Source organism: Streptomyces sp. NPDC005151, assembly GCF_053599875.1.
This window is the reverse complement of record NZ_JBSFYR010000031.1, coordinates 1-19,146: the sequence shown is the minus strand read 5'-3', so window position 1 is coordinate 19,146 and position 19,146 is coordinate 1. Positions and strand designations below refer to the sequence as shown.

The following is a 19,146-nucleotide window of genomic DNA, read 5'->3' as shown; positions in this document are numbered from 1 at the left end:
AGGGCTGATTCGTGAAATCCAGCGCGCTGCCGGCGCCGACGTCACGTGTGGCGTCGGCCGCTACCCTGCCCGACCACGAGAGCGCGGAGCACGTGCGGTGGCACCTGGTGCCGAGGTTCATGCTGCGCGTCGGCGGTCTCCCCTTCGAAACCGCCGCCGCGCTGGCCACTCCCGCGAGCGCGGCGTGGGCGGACGGCGTGCTCGACGCGCGGCGGCGGCTGCGCGAGCGCGGGGCCCGGCTCGCCGACTTCCTGCAGGAGCGGGTGGCACAGAGCCTCGACGACCCGGCGGCCCGCCGGACGCTGATCAACCTGCGCCGCGACGTCTTCAACGCCCGTGCGCCACGCGGCCTGGCGGCAGCCGAGCCGCTGCTTGCGGCCACCGAACTCGCCGAGCTGCGCGAGTGGTCCGCCGACCGGCAGCGGCACGGGGCGCTGCTGCGGACCGGCTCCGGCATCCTGGCCGAGGAGAGTGCCGCGGCCCGGCGGGAGCTGCGGCGCGCGGCGACGGAGACGGACCTGCGGCACGGCATCCAGCTGTCGTCCCCGTCGCTCGACGAGTATCTCGACGGTTACCTGCACCGCGCCGACGGCCCGCTCAGCAAGCGGGAGAGGCGCATCGAACGGTCACTGCTGGAGTACCTGCTGCGCACCGCGTGCAAGACCAGCCCGTTCAGCACCCTGACGGCGGTGTCCGCGGGCCACTTCGCCGAGGCCGGCGGCCGGCCGCTCGTCGCGTCCGTCGACGGGTGGGAGAAGCGGGGCAGCACCCGGCTGAACATCGCGGTACTCGCCAGACTCTCGGAACTGCTGACCACGAACCCCCGGATCCGTCATGACCTGCCGGTCCGGGCCACCAGCGGAACGCAGGTGTACCAGGACCGGGTCCGCTACCTGCGCAGGCTGCGTGGCGCCGACGGCAACGCGGACGCGGCGGTCACCCTGGACGCGGTCCACGAGAGCCTGTTCTTCCTGCCCGGCGGAGAAGCACTCGCCGATGTGCTCAAGCTGTTCGGCGACGGCACGACGCTGCGGTTCGAGGACGCCGTACGGCAGTTGTGCGCGATGGACGCCAAGCGCCCCGAGCCGGAAGTGGAGCGGTATCTCGCCCAGTTGCTCAGGCTCGGCCTGCTCGTCGTGCCGGATCTGCACATCGACATCCACGACCCGGACCCGGTCTCCACCTACCGAAGCGGGCTACGGGGAATGGGGACGAGCTGGGCCGACGACATCGCGACGCTCGTCGAGCGGATGGGCGCGGACGTCGAACGGTTCGCCGGGGCCGGACTGGCCCGCAGGCGTGAACTGCTCGCCCACGTGAAGGAGTCGGTGGCCGAGACGCACCGCCTGCTGGGCCGCGACGACACACCGGTCCTGCGCACCCTGGTCTATGAGGACACCACACTGTCCGGGCTGGCGGTGACCGGCGACGCCTCGGCATGGACCCGGCAGCTCACCCCCGGCCTGCGCCAACTGGCCCGGATCCTCCCGGCGTTCGACGGGAACGCGGTACGCAGGCTCGTCACCAAGGGGTTCTTCCGGGCGCGCTACGGCGAAGGCGGCCGCTGCGAGGACTTCCTGTCCTTCGCCCACCAGTTCAACCAGGACTTCTACGACAACTACAACCAGCGCCTGATGCGCCATCAGCGCTTCGACGGCACCACCTTGCGTCCGTACGACAACTGGTTCCGGCAGGAGGAGATCGCCGGCATCGACCGCGCCCGCGCCGCCGTGGCCGAGGAGATGAGAGTCCGGTACGGCGGAGCCCGCGCGCGGGGAGCCGACGTCGAGCTCGACGAGGACTTCCTGGCCACCGTGGAGGAGCTGCTGCCGCGGACGGAGGACCTGCGGTCGCTGTCGTTCTTCCTTCAGCTCGCCGAGAACGGCACTGAGGACCCCGTCGTGGTCGTCAACCGGGTCTACTCCGGACTCACCCTGCTCTTCTCCCGGTTCGCGCACTGCTTCGACGACGCCCTCACCGCGTCACTGCGCCGCTCGCTGGACGACGCCGTACCGGAGGGAGCCGTGTTCGCCGAGCTCAAGGGCGGCTACGACGCGACCAACCTGAACCTCCACCCGGTCGTCACCCCCTACGAGATCGTCTGCCCCGGAGAGACCAGCTTCCGCCCGCCGCACGAGCGGATCCCGGTGGAGGACCTGGTCGTCGAGCACGACGCGGCCACCGACCGGCTGCGGCTGTGCTCCCGCCGTCTGGGCGTCGAGGTGATCCCCGTCTACCTCGGCTTCCTGCTGCCGATGGCGCTGCCCGAGGTGCAGCAGGTGCTGCTGAACTTCTCCTGCACCACCATGGTCCAGCTCGACCTGTGGGAGGGCACCGGCGTCCAGGAGGGCGCGAGCGGTGTCCTCCCCCGTGTGCGGCTCGGCAATGTGGTGCTGCAGCGCAAGACCTGGCGGTTCGCCGCCGACCAGCTGCCGCCGGCGGTGGCCGGACAGCCGGACGAGGAGTGGTTCCTGGCGTGGCGGGAATGGCAGCGCGACGCGGGGCTCCCGCGTCATGTGTTCGCCTCGCTGGGTGGTGAACACAAGCCGCAGTACGTGGACTTCGACTCCTACGCGTGCGTCCGGCTGCTGGAGACCGCGGTCCGCAAGAGCGCCTCGGCGGTGGTGCTCACGGAGATGCTGCCCGGCCCCGACCAGATGTGGCTGCGCGACGGCCGGCACCGGTACGTCACCGAACTCACGGTCCAGCTCGACGGCGTCAACGGAACGGATACGGAGCGGTGATGGACGGCAGGCGAGGATCGAACGACGGCGGCACCGTCGACACGGAGCAGGACGGCGACGGCTGGATCAGCCTGCACGTCTTCTACGCCGCGAACGCCAACCCGGTACTGGTGCACTGCATACGGCCGCTGATGTCACGCCTGAGTGAACGGAGCCTGCTGCGCTCGTGGTTCTTCATCCGCTACTGGCTGGAGGGCCCGCACATCCGGCTGCGTCTGCTGCCGGCCGACGCTTCGGCAGCCGGCGAAGTCGCCCGCGCGGCGCGGGAGAGGCTGGAGGCGTACCTGCGCGAGCGCCCCGCCCTCTACGAGGAGGACCGCAACTCCAGCGGCGACCTCTACAAGAACATGTTCCTCGCCGAGTACACCGAGGAACGCTGGAACGAACGCTACGGCGCCGACGGCGAGATGCCGTTCCGGGACAACAACAGCGTCGCGCCCCTCGCCTATGAACGCGAGCTGGACCGCTATGGTGGCCCGGCCGGCATGGAGCTGGCCGAGTGGCACTTCCAGGAGTCCAGTGAGACGGTGATGGCGCTGCTGGAGACCACCAACGTGCATGTGCGGACCGTACTGCTCGGCCAGGCCGCGCAGTTGACGGCAGGACTGTGCTTCGCCCTGCTGCGGGACGAGGACGCGGTGGCCCAGTTCCTCGTCCGCTACCGCACCATGTGGGAGACCTCGTACCAGGAGCCGAGCGACAGCCAGCACGAGCGCTTCGACCGCTCCTACGAGCGGATGAAGGACCGGCTGGTGCCCCGGCTGCGGCATGTGCGCGACAGTGCCTGGGGCGACGTGGCGGCGTCGCCCACCCCGCTGGAGCGGTCCTGGCTCGCCCACTGCGCCGAACTCCGCGACCGCGTACTGAAACTGGCCGACGCCGGACACCTGACGTTCCGTGACGGAGCCGTACCGGACCCGCAGGACGCGTTGGCCATCGTGCTCAGCTCCTACGTCCACATGACCAACAACCGGCTCGGGGTGAGCATCCTGGACGAGATCTATCTCTCCTACGTCATCTGCAGAGCGCTGTCCGACATGGCACCCAAGGAGGCGCTGCGGTGACCGGAACGGCCTACGACCGGCCCCGGCTCCGGCCCGAGGTGGTACTCGGCCCCGCCCTGCGCTCCGGCCCGAAGACCGTGCACCACGTCAAGGACGCACGCACCGGCTGCTACTACCGGGTCGGCCCCCGTGAGCACTTCATCATGGGGCTGATGGACGGCGGTCACACCCTCGAGGACATCGGACGCAGCTACACCGACACCTACGACCGCCGGCTCGGGCCCGCACACTGGCAGCAGATGTTCACCATGCTCGGCCGCTACCAACTGCTCGACGGATACGCCGACGACGCGGCCCTGGACAAGCTCAGACAGGCCCACGAGGCCAAGGAGTCGGCGCGGCAGAGCCGGCTGCGCCGGCGCTGGGTGATGCTGCGCCCCGACCGGTTGTGCGCCGCTCTGGCCACCCGGCTGGCGTTCGCCTTCCGTGCGGCGTTCCTGATCCCCGCGTTCGTCCTGGTGGCCGGTCTGCAGGTGTTCGTCTGGACGCACCTGTCCACCCTGACCCACGAGGCGACGCACCAGAGGTCCTGGGTGATCACCGTGCCGCTGTCGATGCTGCTGTTCTGGGGCATCACCGTGCTGCACGAGTTCGCCCACGGCGTGACCTGCCGCCATTTCGGCGGCACGGTCACCGAGATCGGGCTCAGCTGGCGGTTTCCGATGCTGACCCCTTACTGCCGCACGGACGACATCGTGCTCTTCCACCGACGCAGGGCCCGGGTGGGCACGGCGTTCGCGGGCGTCTTCGTCAGTCTGCTGGCGCTCGTACCGGTGCTGGCCTGGTGGCTGCTGGCCCGTGACGGGGTGCCCGGGCGCTCGCTCGCCGCCGGGCTGCTGCTGTTCGGCAGCGGAGCCGCCGTGATGAGTCTGCTGCCGGTTCTGCGATCGGACGGTTACGTCATGCTCACCCACTCGCTGAACATCGTCGACCTGCGCCGCGAGTCCTACCGGTTCTGGCGGCTGCGACTGCGCCGGCGCGACTCCGCCGCCCGGGCACAGCTCAGCGCCTACCCGCCCCGCGACGCACGCGCCTACGCGATCTACGGCATCACCTCGCTCCTGCTCCTCGTGGCGGCCTACTGCGCGCTGATGTGGGTGTGGTTCGGCACCCTTCAGCGCTGGACGGGCCCGGTGTGGGCGGTGGTGATCCTCGCCGTGGAGTCCGTGGTGGCGGCCGGCATCCTCGGGCTGGCCGCGCGAGGCCGCTCCGGTGAACGGCAGGCCGCCGATGCCTGACAGCGGCGACGGCATCGCGATCCGCACCAGCGGGCTGACCAAGCGGTACGGCCCGGAAACCGGTGTGTTCGACCTCGACATGACGGTCCGGCGCGGCGAGGTCTATGGATTCCTCGGACCGAACGGGTCCGGGAAGAGCACCACCATGCGGATGCTGGTGGGACTGATCCGGCCCACCTCGGGGACCGCCACGGTGCTGGGCCACCGCGCCGGGACCCGGAGCAGCCTGCGCGGGGTGGGAGCACTGATCGAGGCACCGGCCCTGTATCCGCATCTGTCCGGCCGGGACAATCTGCGCGTCCTGGCCGGCTACGCGTCCGTACCCACGGCCCGCATCGAGCAGGTTCTCGAAGAAGTCGGGATGACGGCCAAGGCGGATGTCGCCTTCCGCGCGTACTCGCTCGGCATGAAACAGCGCATCGCGGTGGCCGCCGCGCTGCTGAAGGACCCCGCTCTGCTCATCCTCGACGAGCCGACCAACGGCCTCGATCCGGAGGGCATGGCGAGCATGCGCGAGCTGATCACCGGACTGCGCCGGGACAACCGCACGGTGCTGCTGTCCAGCCATCTGCTGGCCGAAGTGGAGCATCTGTGCGACCGGGTGGGCGTGATCCGGCACGGCCGGCTGATCGCCGAGGGAACGGTGGCCGAGCTGCGCCGAGGGGTCGGCGAGGGCGGTCTGACGGTGACCGTGGACTCGCCCGAGCGTGCCGCAGAGCTCGTACGGCAGTTGCCGGCGGTCCGCTCGGCGACCGTCGGCGACGGGGAGCTGCGCGTGGTCGTCGACCCGCGTGAGGCGGCCGCCGTCAACAGGCTGCTGGTGGTGAACGGGCTGGAGGTCAGCGAACTGCGCAAGCAGGTCCTCTCCCTGGAGGACGTGTTCCTCGACCTGGTGGAGGGCCACCGGCCCACCGGACCGGAATCCATGGAGGTGGTGGGCCGTTGAACGGCGTCTTTCGGGCCGAACTGCTGGCGACACGCAAGCGTCCCGGTGCCTGGGTCGTCGGCGGGGCATGGGCCGGCCTGGCGGTGGCCTTCGGCATGGTGGTGCCGTACATCGTCTGGCTGGCCATCAGGAACCGGCCGGTCGGCTCGGCGGGTGATCCGGAGCAGCTGATCGGCGGCGTGCTGCCGGACAAGTTCCTGTCCGGCACAGTCGACCTGTACCCGATGTTCGGCAGCGCGCTGATGCTGATCCTCGGTGCTGTCCTCGTCGGCGGGGAGTACCGGTGGGGCACCTGGGGCACCCTTCTGGTCCAAGGACCCGGCCGGAGCTCGGCGGTACTCGGGAAGGCCATGGCGGCAGCGGTGGCGGTCCTGTGCGTCACGGTGCTGGTGCTGGCGGCGAGCGCGGGGGCGAGCGGGCTCGTCGCGGCACTCACCGGCCGCCCCGCCCACTGGCCGGACGCGGCCACGCTGCTGGGCGGAATCGGCGCCGTCTGGCTGATCAGCATGGCCGCGGCGAGCCTGGGCATCTTCCTGTCGATCCTGCTGCGCGGTACCGGGGCGGCCATCGGAGTGGGCCTGCTCTGGCTGCTGGCTCTGGAGAACCTCGTTTCCGGACTGGCCGGCACCCTTCCCGCCCTCAAGTGGGTGCAACGGCTGCTGATCGGACCGAGCGCCGGGTCGCTCGCCACCGCCCTCGATCCGTCCGGCAAGCCGAGCACCTCGATTCCCGGGGTCGTCTCGGTTTCGGGCCCCCTGTCCGCGAGCCTGGTACTCGCGGCGTACGTGGTGGTGTGCCTCGGCCTCTCCTGCCTGTTCGTCAACCGGCGGGACGTGACCTGAGCGACATTGATCCCAGTCGGCGAAAAGGGAGTTGCGGAAAGTTTCTGCAACTTGTTGCCATGTGTGTGGCGGGCTGTTTGACTCTCTCAGCTCCCTGAGAGCCTGTCGGGTGACCTTCGATCGGAAAGCGGACGCGGTCTGGTGCGTGCGATTCCAAGGCGCTGGAAGGTCCTCGGATGGGGTCTCCCCTGCTCGAACGAAGCTGAGAGCTTGGGGAAGGAGCTACTAGGGCATTTCGGCAACGCGGGAAGCGTGCGTGCCAGGGCGTGGCCGCCCGATCAGAGGTCACCCGACAGGCTCTGAGTCGACGAGAGGAAGCACCCGACCTCCATGAGCACCGAGACCGACGTCCTCGTCCTGGGCGGCGCCGGCGTGGACACCATCGTCCACGTCCCCGAACTGCCTGTGCCGCTCGAAAATATGATTCGATGCTGTGCGCTGCGGCGATGCCATTCGGTCAGGCAGCGTGGCGGTACTCATTGATCAGGCCGCCGAGGACGGGCCGTGGTCGGATCCGGTGGGCCTGGAGGTCGATGACGGTGGCCGGGGCGGGGTCGATGCCAGCGGCGTGCAGGATCTGCCTGACCGTGGACGGGGCCATCGGGTAGCCAAGGCGCGCGAGTTCGCCCTGTATGCGGCGGTGGCCCCAGGTGCTGTTCTCCTTGGCCAGGCGCAGGACAAGCTGCTTGACGGTGGGTGCGGTGGACGATCTACCAGGGCGACCTCTCGGTGCGAATGTCCGTTTCCGCGCAACGAGTTGACGATGCCAGCGCAGCAGTGTGGTGGGGGTGACCGTGAAGACCTGGAGCCAGCGGTCGTGCGGGATAAGCCGAGAGAGCGCGGCGAGCCAGATCCGGTCGGCGGGTTCGTACCGGACCCGGGCGATCTGACGACGCGAGCTCCTGGCGAAGGAGAACCGCACCCAGCACGGCTGAGTTACCAGCCCATGTCCCGGGCGACCTCCTGCTGGGCTGCGGCGACCTCCTCGGCAGTCGCCCCGGTCACATCGGTGTCCGCGGCCCACTCCAGACGCGACAGCAAGTCGGCCAGGGCCTGTTTCTGAGCGGGATGGGCGCCCGGCACCGAGTCCAGGTCCGTGCTCGCGAGCCAGTCGAACAGCACGATGGCATCCGCACGCCACAGGCGCACCGTCACGGTCGGGAGGTCGTCTTCCATGCGCCAATGGTGGCCGGTCGAGGGCGGTGCCTCGACCAGCCCGTACGACCCCGGGGGTCAATTTTCCGGGACTCGCAGGTGTTCAACTTTGCGAGAGCGTTGACAGTGTCCTGGTGCCCAGCGAGCACCACATCGGCGAATTCCACACCTGGCTGCAGGACAAGCTCGACGCGCGGCTCACCCACTGACCCCTCCCCTCCCCACCCCAGTACCGCCCGTCTATCTGCCGTGCGGCCCCTCCGGCAGGTGGACGGGCCATTGGGCTACCCGCTCCAGCGGCCCGGCCAGGACAGCCTTCCGTTCCGGCCACGGCAGGAACGGGAGCAGCCGCACCTTGCCGTGGGGGCGTCGGATCGGCAGCCACCACCCTTCGGTCGTGCAGCGTGCTGGCTTACTGGGGGCCACCAATACTAGAAATGTGGATATACCTAAAATTTGGCGATCCTTCGTACCGTTTTCCCGTCCCCTCACCGGGTGGCGTACGCGGAGTCGTCGGCGTGAGGCCCGGCGTCCAGGAATCGGGCAGCCGGCCCGGCCCAAGGACGACCACGAGGCCCCGCATCGGCCGCCAGCACGCCTGCCCTCTGTGCTGAGCGTGCACAGCGTCGCGGGCCAGGTCTTCATCCTGCAGGTGGCGGTCGTCATGCTGCTCGTCGTCGCTGCGGTGGCGGCCCTCGCACTACAGGCCCGGAGTGCGAGCCTGCAGGAGGCCCGTGAGCGCTCGCTCGTCGGCGCCGAGACCTTTGCGCACGCCCCGGGGACGCTGCAAGCCATGAAATCCGCCGACCCCAGTGCACTGCTGCAGCCGCGTGCGGAAGAAGCCCGGAAGCTGGCCAAGGTCAACTACGTCATCGCGTTCAGTCCGGCCGGTATCCGTTGGACCCACCCCGACCCGGACCTGATCGGCAAGCACGTCGTCGGCTCCTACGCGGATGCGCTCGCCGGCAAGGTGCACCAAGCCACCTACAACACGCCCGGAGTCGGCCGCGCCGTGGACACGATGGTCCCCGTCTTCGACACCGACGACAAGGTCGTCGGGCTGGTGTCCGTCGGTATCACGGTCAAGAGCGTGAACGAGAGGGTGGTGGAACAGCTGCCGCTGCTGTTCGGTGCCGCCGTCGGCGGGCTGGTACTTGTCACGGGCGGGTCGGCGCTGGTGAGCCGGCGACTGCGGCGACAGACGCACGGTCTGGATCCGGCTGAGATGACGCGGATGTACGAGCACCACGACGCGGTCCTGCACTCGGTTCGGGAAGGCGTGCTCGTCATCAGTGGCGAGGGGCGGTTGCTGCTGGCCAACGACGAGGCGTGCCGACTGCTGGATCTGCCCGAGGACGTGGCGGGCCGGCGAGTCACCGAGCTCGGCCTGGCCCCGCGTACTGCCACGCTGCTGGCCTCTGGCCGAGCGGCCACCGACGAGGTGATCCTGGCGGGGGAGAGGCTGCTGGCGGTCAACCTGCGGCCGACCGCCCCGCACGGGGGGCCGCCCGGGAGCGTGGCGACACTGCGGGACACCACTGAGCTGCGCGCACTGGCGGGCCGGGCTGAGATGGCACAGGAACGCCTGCGACTGCTCTACGACGCCGGGGTGCGGATCGGCACCACGTTGGATGTGGTGCGGACCGCCGAGGAACTGGCTGAGATCGCGGTTCCCCGGTTCGCCGACTTCGTCACCGTCGAGTTGCTGGATGCCGTCCAGCGAGGTGAGGAGCCGGACGGCGCAAGCCTGACCATGCACCGCACCGCCGTGCGCGGCGTCCGGGACGACCACCCGCTGTACCCGGTGGGTGAGAGGATCACATTCCTGCCGACGATGCCGCAGGCCCAAGGGCTGCAGAGCGGTCACGCCGTGTGGGAGCCCCATCTGCGTGCAGCGCCGGGCTGGCGGGCGCAGGATCCCCAGCGGGCGGGGCGCGTCCTGGACTTCGGTATCCACTCGCTGATCACCGTGCCGTTGCAGGCCCGCGGCGTGGTGTTGGGGATGGTCGACTTCTGGCGCTCGGAGAAGGATTCCTTCGCGGAGGAGGATCTGTCCTTCGCCGAGGAACTGGCCGCCCGCGCGGCGGTCGCGATCGACAACGCCCGCCGCTACACCCGCGAGCACACCATGGCGGTCACCCTGCAGCGCAGCCTGCTGCCCCGCGCCCTGCCCGACCAGTCGGCCCTGGAGGTGGCATACCGCTACCTGCCCGCTCGGGCCGGGGTGGGCGGGGGCTGGTTCGACGTCATCCCCCTGCCCGGCGCCCGCGTCGCCCTGGTCGTCGGCGATGTCGGCGGGCACGGCCTGCGTGCGGCCGTCACCATGGGCCGCCTGCGCACCGTCGTCCACAATTTCTGCGCCCTCGACCTGTCCCCCGACGAGCTCCTGAGCCACCTGGATGAGCTGGTCGCCCACATTGACCAGAGCGAGACCGCCGAGGGTGAGAGCGAAGGCATCACCGGTGCCACCTGCCTGTTTGCGATCTACGACCCGGTCTCAGGCCGCTGCAGCATCGCCCGGGCCGGCCATCCGGGACCCGCCCTCGTCCACCCCGACGGCACCGTCACCTTCCCCGACGTCCCCGTCTCACCACCGCTCGGCCTCGGTTCCGGCCTGCCGATCGAAACCGCCGAACTGCACCTGCCCGAGGGCTCCCGGCTCGCCCTGTACACCGACGGACTCATCGCGGACCGCGACCGCGACCGCGACATCGACACCTGCCTCGAACTCCTGAGAGATGCCCTGGCACACCCCGACCAGACCCCGGAGCAGGCCTGTCAGGCGGTACTCGACGCCCTGCTGCCTGCCCGCCCCAGCGACGACATCGCCCTGATAGTGGCCCGCACCCGGCTGCTGGACCCGGGCCGGGTGGCCGACTGGGACGTGCCCTCCGATCCGGCTGTTGTCGCCCCCATCCGCGCTGCCTGCGCCCGCCAGCTCGAGACCTGGGGCCTGGACCAGGTCGCCTTCGCCGCCGAGCTCATTCTCAGCGAACTGGTCACCAACGCCATCCGCTACGGCGCCGAACCCATCAGGCTCCGCCTGCTGCACGACCGTGACAGCCTGATCTGCGAAGTCGCCGACGGCAGCAGCACCTCCCCGCACCTGCGCCGGGCAGCCACCACCGACGAGGGCGGCCGAGGACTGTTCCTCGTCGCCCATTTCGCCCAGCGCTGGGGCACCCGGTACACCGCCCGCGGCAAGGTCATCTGGACCGAACAGTCCCTGGACGACGCCGCAGCCGGGCTCTGTGGCGCCGTGGGCGACATCCTGATGGATCAGTGGGACGAACCGACACTGTGAAGTTCCCCCGCTGAACTGGGCAACCTGATACTGGGACGGTTGAGTCCCGGAGGAAGCCGTCCAGATCGTGAGTGGCAAGAGCACCATGAGCAAGCGGTAGGGGCCCTCTGGCGCGCTGACCAGCGACGAGCTGCGGCGCGTTCGTCGCGACCTGGCCGAGGTCAAGAAGGCGAACGAGATCCTGGTAAAAGCTGGGGGTCAAGGGGTCGCAGGTTCAAATCCTGTCGTCCCGACTTGTTTCCGAACAGGTCGTAGGCGGTATCGGAGAAATCCGGTACCGCCTTCTCCGTGTGTGGCGCACCCGTCCTGGCTGTTCATGGCCCCACCGTCACCACCGGCTCCCCGGGGGCCGGCCGAGTGGCGGCCGGCCGGGCCGAGGCTGCCGGCTGCGGCAGGGCAGCGCCGGGCTCAGGACCGTCGCAGCACGGAACGCCACCGTTCGGGCATCGTGTCGCCGTACGCGACGTCGGTGGCGCCGATGAGGGTGGCCAGTTCGGCGAGCTCCGCGGTGACCGCCCGGCGCAGCACTGCCGTCGGTTTGACGTCGGCCTCCAGGTACAGACCCTCGACGGTCAGGACCCCTCGGCTCCGGTCGAAGCGCGGGGAGGCCCGGCCGACCAGGCGGTCGCCGTGCAGAATCGGCAACAGGTAATAGCCGTACTCCCGTTTGGCCTTCGGTACATACATCTCGTTACGGAAGGCGAAGCCCCACAGCCGTTCGGTGAGGCGCCGGTCGTTGATCAGGTTGTCGAACGGGGAGAGCAACGCGGTGCGTCCCTCCCACTCGCCCGCCCGGATCGACTCCAGGTCGCCCAGCGCATCGCGGTGCACGTACCACGTCTCGGACGCGGGGCCGCCACCGTCGTCGATCCGCACCGTCACGACACGGCCCTGCTCCTTCAGAGTTCGGAGCACTTCGGGCAGGCCGGGGTACTGCCCGCGCAGGAAGTACTGCTTGATGTCCAGCGGGCGCGCGATCCCCAGGGCGCGCAGGGTGTGCTCCGTGGCCGTGGTGACCATCTCCGACGGTGACACCGGTTTCCGGTCGGCGTCGGGCGGCAGACAGGCGTCCGGGAGACCCCACAGCCGTTGCCCCGCTGTGCGGCCGGCCACCATGATCCTGCCCTGCAGCCAGAGGAACGTCAGCATCCGCTCGACATTGCGGCCGGCAGTCCAGCCGGTGGAGGGCCAGTCCACCACCGCGCAGTCCTCGAAGGCGTTGGTGGGAAGCGGAGTACCTTCGCCGAGACGGTCCAACACATGGGTGCGAAGACGGTCGTTGGCCTCCATCCAGCCCGCCGTGTACGACCGGTTCTTCGGCGGGTAGGCGTCCATCGTCACCCGGTGCACCGGGTAGTCCTCGGTGAGGACGAGGGCCGCGGCGTGGGCCCAGTACTCGAACAGCCAGCGGTCCTGCCACCACAGGCCGGGGAGATGGGTGCCGGCCTGTGGGCCCAGGCGGCTCCAGAGGACGAGTTCATGACTCGGCGCCACGACGTCGACGGGGTCCAGTTGCAGGTAGCGCAGCGACCGCAGGACGGTGCGGAGTCCCTCCGGGTCCGCCGGCCGGCGGGTGGCCGCCAGATGCTGTCGCGCGAGGGCCAGCCGGCGCGCATCTGCCTGACTGATCGTCAGAGACGGCTGGGGTGTGGGCATCGTGGAACTCCTCACTCTGTCGTCCGAGCCTGTGAGCGACAGGCCGAAGGCAGGCCCTACGATGCCAGGCCCGTCGACGCCGGAGCGGGGCGCCGTCGTCGATGGGCGCGGCCGGCTTCGGCAGCGCCTCCTGCACCCCGAGTCGCTCGATCACCCGCGACCGGGCCGGCGCGCATGCGGACTCGTCGAACCCAAGGGCGCCCCGCTCGGCGAACCAGGAAACGGGCCGGAGGCTGCGCCCGGACCTTACGGCCTCCCCGCGAAGCCGTCCGCGCGCCACGCTCGACAGCGGGCATGGGCGCACCGGGGCCGGCCGTGGAGAAGCAGTCAGGATGTGTTCAGGTTCGCCGTGCCAGCCTCACCATTCATGACGAACGAAACAGCTGCGTTTCCGGCACGCGCCGGGGCTCGGCAGATGCTGAACAAGGTCCCCGAAGTCACGGTTTACTTCTGGGTGATCAAGGTGCTGTGCACGACGGTGGGCGAGACCGCCGCCGATCTCCTCAACGACAACCTCGGTCTGGGGCTGACGAACACGTCGCTGATCATGGCCGTGCTGCTGATCGGCACGCTCTGGTTCCAGTTCCGGGCCAAGAAGTACGTCCCCGGGCTCTACTGGCTCGCCGTGGTGCTGATCAGCGTGGTCGGCACGCTGGTGAGCGACAACCTCACGGACAATTTCGGGGTGGCGCTGGAGACGACGACGGCAGTCTTCGCCGTGCTGCTCGTCGCGGTGTTCGCCGCCTGGTACGGGAGCGAGCGGACGCTCTCCATCCACTCCATTCACACGGTCCGCCGTGAGGCGTTCTACTGGGCGGCGATCCTCTTCACGTTCGCACTCGGCACCTCGGCGGGCGACCTCACGGCGGAGCGGATGGACCTCGGGTACTGGGTGTCCGCAGTGCTGTTCGCCGTGCTCATCGCCGCCGTGGCCGCCGCCCACTACGGGCTCGGCCTCGCCGCCGTCCCAGCGTTCTGGATCGCGTACATCCTCACCCGCCCGCTGGGCGCCTCGTTCGGCGACTACCTCTCCCAGGCGCGCGCCGACGGCGGTCTCGGCCTCGGTACGGTCGGCACCAGCGCGATCTTCCTCGTTCTGATCCTGGCACTCGTCAGCTATCTGACGGTGACCCGGCGGGACGCGACGCCCGCTCCCGTCAGCCCGTCGGAAGGCTGACCACGAACCGCGCTCCGGCGGCGGCCGGGTCCCACTCGATGTCGCCGCCGGACGCGCGGGCCAGCCGCCGGGCGAGGGCCAGCCCGAGACCGGCCCCGTCATGACCGTCGTCCGGGTCGGCGCGGCGGCCCGGCTCGAAGACCTCCGCCCCGGTCTCCGGGGGCACACCCGGGCCGTCGTCGGTCACGGCGAGCTCGACACCGGCCGGGGTCTGCGCGTACATCAGGGTGACGGCGGTGGCGGCGTAGCGGCGGGCATTGTCGAGCAGCGGCATGAGCATGCGTTCCACGAGCGCGGGGGAGACCCCTGCGGTGACGTCGGCGCCGCCCCGTACGGACAGCGGCGGGGCGTCGGGGTGCTGCTGCGCGTACTGCTCGGCCACGTGATGGGCCAATGCGGGCAGCCGGCAGCGGCCGGGCGGCTGCTCGGTGCGGGCGCGGGCTTCGGACAGCAGGGTGTCGCAGATGTGCCGCATGCTCGTGGCTGCGGCAGCGATCGCCTCGTGGGAGGCGTGCTGTCCGGCCGCGTCCCGTGGCCGGGCGGTGAGCCAGTCGGTCTCGGCCACGATGCGGGCCAGCGGGGTGCGCAGCTCGTGCGACAGCTCGGCGGTCTGCAGCTGTTCGTGGCGCAGTACGGCGGCCAGCCGGTCCAGGAGTTCGTCGAGGTTGGTGGCGAGCGAGGCGAGCTCGTCCGGGCGGTGGCCGGTGCCGAAGCGTTCCGCGGCGCCGAGCTCGCTCCAGCGGGCCGCCCGGGTGCTCATCTCGGCGACCGGGCGCAGGGCCCGCTCGACGATGGTGCGGGTGAGCAGATACACCCCGGCCAGGAGCAGCAGCCCGAGGACCGCCGAACCGGCGAGGGCGGCGCGGGCGGTGCTGCGGTACGGGTCGAGGGAGACGGCGACGACGACGGTGCCGGTCTGCCGGTTGCCGGCGCGCACCGGCAGGGCGTACAGCCGGGAGGCATTCCTGCCGCCCGACTCCTGGTATCTGATGCCCTGGCCGGTGAGCCCGTCCGCCTGCCGCTGGAGCGCGGCGGGCGCGCTCGGCCGTTCGACGGCCGTGCTGCCGCGGTAGATCCACGTGCCGACATCCAGGGCACGGTCGTCGGCCGGCTCGTGGACGACGATCCTGCCGTCCGGGCGCGCCTCGACCGTGGCGGCCACCGCCGCGGCACGGGTCTGCAGCAGGTCGGCGGCCTGGCTGTTCAGCCGTCCGGCGAGGACTATGTTGAACGCGACGGTGAGCGCGGCGACCCAGGCGGTGGCTGAGGCCAGGGCGAGCAGGGCGAGGCGGCCCCGCAGGGTGCGGGGCAGTGCGGCGCGGAGTCGTCCGATGATGCGGAACCGTCTCATATCAGTCGGTACCCGATGCCTCGTACGGTGCTGATCTCCTGTGGGCTGTCCGCCTCGCGCAGCTTCCGGCGCAGCCGGGTCAGGTACTGGTCGAGCGTGTTGTCGCTGACCTGAGCCCCGTCGGGCCAGGCCGCGCGCAGCAGTTCCCGTCTGCGTACGGTGGTTCCGGGCGCCGCCATCAGTGCGGCCAGCAGGCGGAACTCGGTGGGGGTGAGCGCCACCGGCTTGCCGCGCACCTCCAGGAGGTGGCGTACGGGATCGAGCCGGAGCTCCGCCAGCTCGACCACAGGGTCCGGTCCGGCGCGGCGCAGCGCCGCGCGGATCCGGGCGGCCAGCTCGGCCAGGTGGAAGGGTTTGGCGAGGTAGTCGTCGCCGCCCGCCGAGAAGCCCGAGAGCCGGTCGGTGAGCGTGTCGTGCGCGGTGAGGAAGACCACCGGGGCCTGCAGCCCCGCCGAACGCATGGCCTGGCACACGTCCCGGCCGTCCGAGTCGGGCAGCCCGATGTCGAGGACGACGGCATCCACTCGGTCGTCGAGGGTGCGCAGGGCGCCGGCTCCGCTGGCGGCGGTCACGACGGCGAAGTTCTCCTCGCGCAGTCCGCGGGCGAGCACATCGCGCAGCCCGTGGTCGTCCTCGACGACCAGGACGCGGCGTTGCAGAAGTTCCGTCACGGCAGTCGAGTCCTTTGTCGGGGGCCCGCAGCCCGGTCGCAGCACTTTCGTCTACAGGACTGTAGACGAAAGTGGCCGGCTCATGCTCCGCTGTGATCGTGACCGGCACCGTCGGTCTCCAGACGGTAGCCGTGTCCTCGCACTGTGGTGATCCGCGGCAGGCACGGGACCGGCCGACGCGGGCGGACCCGTCCGCCGGGCGGCCGCCGGAAAGCTCGTACGCGCTCATGATGGTGGTCAGCTCGTGGTGGCCGTCCCCGTTCCCCACGACGAACGGGTGATCGGGGTCGTGCGTGCCTCCTCCGACACGGGCGCCGTGTGGCGACGCCTGATCACGGCATGGCTCGCACTGCTGGGCATCGCCCTGCTCGCCCTCGGTGCGGCCGTCTTCACCGCCCGTCGCCAGGCCCGCGCCCTCTCCGAACCCCTGGAGGACCTCTCCCACACCTGTCGGGCCGTCACGGAGGGCGACCTCACACACGACCGGCACCGGAACGGGTATCGGCCTCGCACTGGCCAGGGAGATCGCCGAAGCGGCGGGCGGCTGGCTTGTCCTGGCGAGCCCCGGACCCACGACGTTCACCCTGCTGATCCCGCTGGGCGGATCCGCGTGACCGGGCTCAGACGAAGAGCGTGCGCAGGAACGCGGCGAGGTTGGCCCTGGTGCGTTCCACCTGCTGCTCCAGCGTCAGCGATTCCTTGAAGCGGCCGCCGGAGGCCGGGACCTTCCTCCCGCGTACGTACAGGGAACAGGCGAGATCGGTGCAGATGTACACCCCGACCGAATTCCCCTCCCGCCCGGCCGGGCCCGTCTTGGGGGCGGTCATCAGGGAGACACCGCTGCCCGGGTGTGTGGTCAGGCAGAGCGAACACATGCTGCGGTGCAGGAAACCCCGCTGCTGGGAGGGGAACCGGAGAGTGATGCCGGTCAGTTCGCCGTCGTGCTCGGTGACGATGTAGCTGCGACCCGGCGCGGCGAGATCGCGCCACCCCAGGAAGTCCAGGTCGTTCCAGGGCTGCTCGGCAAGATCGCGCGGCATCGGCAGACGCTTCGCCTCTCCCTTCGAGCAATTGACGAACGACGCGCGGATGTCCTGTTCAGTCACGGCCTTCATGCCGAGAACGCTAATCTTGCCTATGACTCCTAGGCAAATGGTTAATTGACCTAGGGCCTCTCGTTCGGATCGTGCCGGGCTCGCCTGATCCAAACGAAAGACCCTAGGTCATGAGGCGTCTCCGGTGGCGGCCCTGATGTCCAGGCGGTGCGCGGGGGGATGGTCGACGTTCAGATCGGGGCGCCAGGCCGTAAGGATCTGCGCCGAAGGGGCGAAGAGCGGTCCCGGCAGGGCGTCGAGTCCGGTCCACTGCCAGGCGCTGATCAGATGGGGTTCGGTCACCCGCGGGTTCGCGTCCCGCACCGATACGACGGCGGCCATGGTCACGCGGTTGATGCCGGCAACCACGTCGTGGAGCATCGCGAAGACCCTCACCCGGTCCTCGGGAACGTCGAGACCCGTCTCCTCACGGAGCTCACGCACGGCGGCGGCGGCGATCGACTCGTGTGTCGGGTCGACCTTCCCGCCCGGCAGCTCCCAGGTGCCGCCGTGGTGCCTGCCGAGCAGGATGCGCCCCTGTTCGTCCTGCACGATGACGCCCACACCGAGTGCCGCTTGGGCGACGGGTGGACGGGTGTTGCGTGTGGGGTTCTCCGGGGGACGGGCCTTCATGGTGCTCCTCGAGAGGCGGGGCCGCCGCACTCGGTGTGCAGCGGGTGCGGCGGCGCAGGTGTACTTGGTCATGACGCTGTTGACGGTGGGGTTGTGCTGGTCACCGGGGCGGGATCGGCCGTAGACGGTCTCGCGCGGACGACTTACGCGCGAGCGGGATGAGCAGTTCCAGGGTCGGGCGCCGTTTGCCTGACTCAAGACGAGACAGCGTGCTCACCGAGAACCCGGTCGTGGCGGCAAGCGCCTCCAGCGTGAGTCGGCGGTCCCGGCGCAGCGCGCGCAGTCGCGGCCCGATGCCGTCGAGTATCTGCTCCAGTTCCTCGTCCATGGAGGCCATTTTGCAGTCTTCGCAAATCTGCTGGGCGGTGGTCGTCCTCCGACCCGAGCATGGCCGCACAGATGTTCCCGGACTTGAGAGGTAGGCCGTGACCGCGACGACTCACGCTGTGCAGCCCGTTCTGAGCGCACGCAGACGCTGGACGGTGCTGGCCGTCTGCTGCTTGAGCATGTTCCTGGTGAGTCTGGACACCACCATCATCAACGTGGGTCTGCCGGCCATCGGGCGCGCGGCCTGGATGCCGGGACTCGCCGGCTCGAGTGGACGGTGGACGCCTACACCCTGGTCCTGGCCAGTCTCCTGATCTCCTCCGGTGCGCTGGCGGATCGCTTTGGACGCCGACGGGTGTTCCCGTTCGGGTTGGTCGTTTTCGGCGCAGCCTCGCTGGTCTGCGCGATCGCCCCTTCGGTGGGCGTGCTCATCGCGGCCCGCGCTCTCCAGGGAATCGGCGCGTCGATGCTCAGTCCCGTGGCTCTCGCGATCGTGGTGAACGCGATGCCCGACCCGAAGGAGCGAGCGCAGGCGATCGGTGTCTGGGCGTCGGTCTTCGGGCTCAGCATGGCCGCTGGTCCTGTCACGGGCGGTGCTCTCATCGCGGGTATCGGCTGGCGCTCGGTGTTCTGGGTCAACGCGCCGGTCATCGTAGTCGCCCTGGCACTGAGCGCGGTGTTCGTGCCGGAGTCCCGGGCGCAGCGGCTCGACATGCCAGGTCAGGTCTGGCTTCGTTCACTTCAAGCAGCAGCGGATGTCTGCCGGTTTGGGCAGCAGTTGGCGATCTTGAAGGTCGTGGTTGTTCACGAGAAATGACGTCAGTTTCTGGTCGCGGTGGCTGACAGACCGTGAATCGTTCCGGGTTCGGTAGAGACTCTAAGTTGTGGCTGTGACCAGCGGTTTTGGCTGGTTCTGGAGGTAGTAGGTGGCTTCGTACTCGGCG

14 protein-coding genes and 2 pseudogenes are annotated in these 19,146 nt (G+C 70.0%); 8 read left to right on the top strand and 8 right to left on the bottom strand.

The genetic code is table 11. From position 1 onward, the window contains the following. Positions 1-11 precede the first annotated feature (11 nt). The 5 genes from ACWD6R_RS18475 to ACWD6R_RS18455 are packed head-to-tail and all read left to right on the top strand — an operon-like array spanning position 12 to position 6,834. The gene (locus ACWD6R_RS18475; RefSeq protein ID WP_451819643.1) at positions 12-2,744 is read left to right on the top strand and encodes a lantibiotic dehydratase; all 2,733 of its coding nucleotides are present in this window, start codon (positions 12-14) and stop codon (positions 2,742-2,744) included. Next, positions 2,744-3,808: a thiopeptide-type bacteriocin biosynthesis protein gene (locus ACWD6R_RS18470; RefSeq protein ID WP_451819642.1), complete on the top strand. Its 1,065-nt coding sequence runs from the start codon at positions 2,744-2,746 to the stop codon at positions 3,806-3,808. The genes ACWD6R_RS18475 and ACWD6R_RS18470 overlap by 1 nt, the downstream gene beginning before the upstream one ends. Then, positions 3,805-5,046, top strand: coding sequence for a hypothetical protein (locus ACWD6R_RS18465; protein WP_451819641.1), 1,242 nt, complete (start codon positions 3,805-3,807; stop codon positions 5,044-5,046). The genes ACWD6R_RS18470 and ACWD6R_RS18465 overlap by 4 nt, the downstream gene beginning before the upstream one ends. Continuing rightward, complete coding sequence (locus ACWD6R_RS18460) at positions 5,039-5,992, top strand: ABC transporter ATP-binding protein (protein ID WP_451819640.1); 954 nt, start codon at positions 5,039-5,041, stop codon at positions 5,990-5,992. The genes ACWD6R_RS18465 and ACWD6R_RS18460 overlap by 8 nt, the downstream gene beginning before the upstream one ends. Further along, complete coding sequence (locus ACWD6R_RS18455; protein WP_451819639.1) at positions 5,989-6,834, top strand: ABC transporter permease; 846 nt, start codon at positions 5,989-5,991, stop codon at positions 6,832-6,834. Before ACWD6R_RS18460 ends, ACWD6R_RS18455 begins: the two co-directional genes overlap by 4 nt. Positions 6,835-7,378: 544 nt before the next feature. Here ACWD6R_RS18455 and ACWD6R_RS18450 read toward each other — a convergent pair. Continuing rightward, positions 7,379-7,777 (bottom strand): annotated as a pseudogene (locus ACWD6R_RS18450) (hypothetical protein); the annotation flags it as partial. Continuing rightward, positions 7,771-8,010 carry a hypothetical protein gene (locus tag ACWD6R_RS18445; RefSeq protein ID WP_451819638.1) on the bottom strand — a complete coding sequence of 80 codons (240 nt, stop codon included), beginning with the start codon at positions 8,008-8,010 and terminating at the stop codon, positions 7,771-7,773. The pseudogene ACWD6R_RS18450 and the gene ACWD6R_RS18445, both read right to left, overlap by 7 nt. Positions 8,011-8,596: 586 nt before the next feature. On the opposite strand from ACWD6R_RS18445, the gene ACWD6R_RS18440 reads away from it, so the two are divergent. Continuing rightward, the gene (locus tag ACWD6R_RS18440; protein WP_451819637.1) at positions 8,597-11,293 is read left to right on the top strand and encodes a SpoIIE family protein phosphatase; all 2,697 of its coding nucleotides are present in this window, start codon (positions 8,597-8,599) and stop codon (positions 11,291-11,293) included. A gap of 408 nt (positions 11,294-11,701) precedes the next feature. Here the strand turns inward: ACWD6R_RS18440 and ACWD6R_RS18435 are convergent, their stop codons facing one another. Then, positions 11,702-12,949, bottom strand: coding sequence for a winged helix-turn-helix domain-containing protein (locus ACWD6R_RS18435; protein WP_451819636.1), 1,248 nt, complete (start codon positions 12,947-12,949; stop codon positions 11,702-11,704). Between the two features lie 367 nt (positions 12,950-13,316). Between ACWD6R_RS18435 and ACWD6R_RS18430 the strand changes: the two genes are divergently transcribed. Next, the gene (locus ACWD6R_RS18430; RefSeq protein WP_451819635.1) at positions 13,317-14,126 is read left to right on the top strand and encodes a COG4705 family protein; all 810 of its coding nucleotides are present in this window, start codon (positions 13,317-13,319) and stop codon (positions 14,124-14,126) included. Here the strand turns inward: ACWD6R_RS18430 and ACWD6R_RS18425 are convergent. The 5 genes and pseudogenes from ACWD6R_RS18425 to ACWD6R_RS18405 all read right to left on the bottom strand — a co-directional run. Further along, entirely contained in the window at positions 14,107-15,477 is a 1,371-nt protein-coding gene (locus ACWD6R_RS18425) for a sensor histidine kinase (protein WP_451819634.1), read from the bottom strand. The genes ACWD6R_RS18430 and ACWD6R_RS18425 overlap by 20 nt on opposite strands. Then, positions 15,474-16,136, bottom strand: coding sequence for a response regulator transcription factor (locus ACWD6R_RS18420; protein ID WP_451819687.1), 663 nt, complete (start codon positions 16,134-16,136; stop codon positions 15,474-15,476). Before ACWD6R_RS18420 ends, ACWD6R_RS18425 begins: the two co-directional genes overlap by 4 nt. Positions 16,137-16,768: 632 nt before the next feature. After that, the gene (locus ACWD6R_RS18415; RefSeq protein WP_451819633.1) at positions 16,769-17,263 is read right to left on the bottom strand and encodes an FBP domain-containing protein; all 495 of its coding nucleotides are present in this window, start codon (positions 17,261-17,263) and stop codon (positions 16,769-16,771) included. 108 nt (positions 17,264-17,371) lie between these two features. Then, positions 17,372-17,875, bottom strand: coding sequence for a nucleotide triphosphate diphosphatase NUDT15 (locus tag ACWD6R_RS18410; RefSeq protein ID WP_451819632.1), 504 nt, complete (start codon positions 17,873-17,875; stop codon positions 17,372-17,374). Positions 17,876-18,020: 145 nt separating this feature from the next. After that, positions 18,021-18,212 (bottom strand): annotated as a pseudogene (locus ACWD6R_RS18405) (helix-turn-helix domain-containing protein); the annotation flags it as partial. Positions 18,213-18,479: 267 nt separating this feature from the next. Here ACWD6R_RS18405 and ACWD6R_RS18400 point away from each other — a divergent pair. Beyond that, positions 18,480-19,019: an MFS transporter gene (locus tag ACWD6R_RS18400; RefSeq protein ID WP_451819631.1), complete on the top strand. Its 540-nt coding sequence runs from the start codon at positions 18,480-18,482 to the stop codon at positions 19,017-19,019. Positions 19,020-19,146: the final 127 nt, after the last annotated feature.

Excerpts from the sequence above, each read along its gene's own strand:
- ACWD6R_RS18470 (WP_451819642.1), top strand. The coding sequence starts at position 2,744 with ATGGACGGCAGGCGAGGATCGAACGACGGCGGCACCGTCGACACGGAG.
- ACWD6R_RS18460 (WP_451819640.1), top strand. The coding sequence starts at position 5,039 with ATGCCTGACAGCGGCGACGGCATCGCGATCCGCACCAGCGGGCTGACC.
- ACWD6R_RS18445 (WP_451819638.1), bottom strand. The coding sequence starts at position 8,010 with ATGGAAGACGACCTCCCGACCGTGACGGTGCGCCTGTGGCGTGCGGAT.
- ACWD6R_RS18435 (WP_451819636.1), bottom strand. The coding sequence starts at position 12,949 with ATGCCCACACCCCAGCCGTCTCTGACGATCAGTCAGGCAGATGCGCGC.
- ACWD6R_RS18430 (WP_451819635.1), top strand. The coding sequence starts at position 13,317 with ATGACGAACGAAACAGCTGCGTTTCCGGCACGCGCCGGGGCTCGGCAG.
- ACWD6R_RS18425 (WP_451819634.1), bottom strand. The coding sequence starts at position 15,477 with ATGAGACGGTTCCGCATCATCGGACGACTCCGCGCCGCACTGCCCCGC.
- ACWD6R_RS18415 (WP_451819633.1), bottom strand. The coding sequence starts at position 17,263 with ATGAAGGCCGTGACTGAACAGGACATCCGCGCGTCGTTCGTCAATTGC.
- ACWD6R_RS18410 (WP_451819632.1), bottom strand. The coding sequence starts at position 17,875 with ATGAAGGCCCGTCCCCCGGAGAACCCCACACGCAACACCCGTCCACCC.